1 pseudogene is annotated in these 1,990 nt (G+C 71.1%); it reads left to right on the forward strand.

Annotation, left to right across the window (positions count from 1 at the left end):
* Window positions 1-1,828 (forward strand): annotated as a pseudogene (locus I0Q12_RS28085) (cytochrome c oxidase assembly protein); the annotation flags it as partial.
* Window positions 1,829-1,990: the final 162 nt, after the last annotated feature.

The raw sequence follows: 1,990 nt of genomic DNA on the forward strand, positions 1-1,990 counted from the left end.
GGGTGTCGCGGAGATCGCCGCGGTCGCCACGATCGGTTCGCTGTTCTTCGCGGCCTTCCTCGTGCCCCCGCAACGCAGCGGCGTGCTCGACGTCGACGGCTACCGGTCGGTGCGGACCGCCGGGGCGGCGGCGCTCGTATGGGCCCTGTGCTCGGCGCTGCTGGTGCCGCTGACCCTGTCGGACACCTCCGGGCAGCCGCTCGGGGAGGCGATCAAGCCGGTGAACATGTGGCGGGCCGTCGGGCAGGTCGAGGTCGCGTCGGCGTGGGCATGGACGCTCGTCCTCACCGTCGTGCTGGCGATGCTGATCCGTTTCGCGGTGCGTTGGGCGTGGGTGCCCTACCTGCTGCTGCTGTCCTTGATCGCGCTCCTGCCGATCGCCCTGACCGGGCACTCCTCCTCGGGCGGCTCGCACGACATGGCCACCAACAGCCTCGTGCTGCACCTGGTGGCGGCCTCGGTGTGGGCCGGTGGGTTGTTCGCGTTGTTCGTGCATGCGCGCCGCGGCGGTGACCACACCGATCTCGCGGCCCGCCGGTTCTCGGTCGTCGCCGGCATCGCGTTCGTGGTGATGGCGCTGAGCGGCATCGTCAACTCCGCGGTGCGGGTGCCGTTCGACGACCTCCTCACCACCACCTACGGACGGCTCGTCGTCGCGAAGGCCGTCGCCCTGATCCTGATCGGCATCCTCGGCTGGGCGCAGCGCCGCCGCGCGCTGCCGGCCCTCGAGGCCGACCCCACCAGCCGCGGAGCCCTGGTCCGGTTCGCGGCGGTGGAAGCGATCCTGCTGGCGGCGACGATCGGCCTGGCCGTCGGACTGGGCCGCACCCCGCCGCCCGCCCCGACGACGTCGCCGAGCGTCCTCGAGGTGGAGCTCGGCTACAACCTCGACGGCCCGCCCACCTTCGCGAACCTGTTCTTCGGCCCGTGGCGTTTCGACCTGATCTTCGGCACCGCGGCCGTCGTGCTCGCCGCCGCGTACGCGCTCGGCATGTGGACGCTGCGCAAGCGCGGCGACTCGTGGCCGGTGGGCCGGGCGATCGCCTGGTTCAGCGGATGCTTCGTGCTGCTGGTCGCGACCTCCTCGGGTGTCGGGATGTACTCGCCGGCGATGTTCAGCGTCCACATGGGCGCGCACATGGCGATGTCGATGCTCGCTCCCGTGCTGCTCGCGCTCGGCGGTGCGATGACGCTCGCGCTGCGCGCGTTCAAGCCGGCCGGCCGCGACGGGGCGCCCGGCCCGCGCGAGTGGATCCTCGAATTCCTGCACAGCCCGCCGTCACGGTTCTTCACCCATCCGCTCGTGGCGTCGGTGATGTTCGTCGGCGGCTTCTACGCGCTGTACCTGGGCGGCATCTTCGAATCCTCCGTCGACAGTCACGCCGCGCACGTGCTGATGAACCTGCACTTCCTGATGAGCGGCTACCTGTTCTACTGGGTGGTGATCGGCGTCGACCCGTCTCCGCGGGACGTGCAGCCGGTGACGAAGCTGGCGATGGTGTTCGGTTCGCTGCCGTTCCACGCGTTCTTCGGCGTCACGCTCATGAGCATGGGCACGGTGATGGCCGAGACGTACTACCGCGGCCTGGCGCTTCCGTGGAACGAAGACCTGTTCTCCGATCAGAGGACAGGCGGCGGTATCGCCTGGTCGGCGGGGGAGATCCCGCTGGTGCTGGTGATGCTCGCACTGCTCGTGCAGTGGTCGCGCAGCGACGACCGCACCGCGCGGCGCATCGACCGGGCCGCGGAGCGGGACCACGACGCCGAACTCGCCGCGCACAACGCGATGTTCGCCGAACTCGCCCGCCGCGACCGCGAAGGCCGCTGAGAACCGGACACCGAAGCGGTCCGCGTCTGCCACGCTGAGAGCGGCAGATCGGCGGACACGGGGGTGGGCGATGGGTCGGGTGCGGGTCGGGATCGCGACGGTGCTGGGCGCGGCACTCGTCTGTGCGGCGTTGTCACCGACGGCCGGAGCCGACCCGGTCCC

This window comes from Rhodococcus sp. CX (assembly GCF_015865005.1).
Taxonomy (GTDB): Bacteria; Actinomycetota; Actinomycetes; order Mycobacteriales; family Mycobacteriaceae; genus Rhodococcus.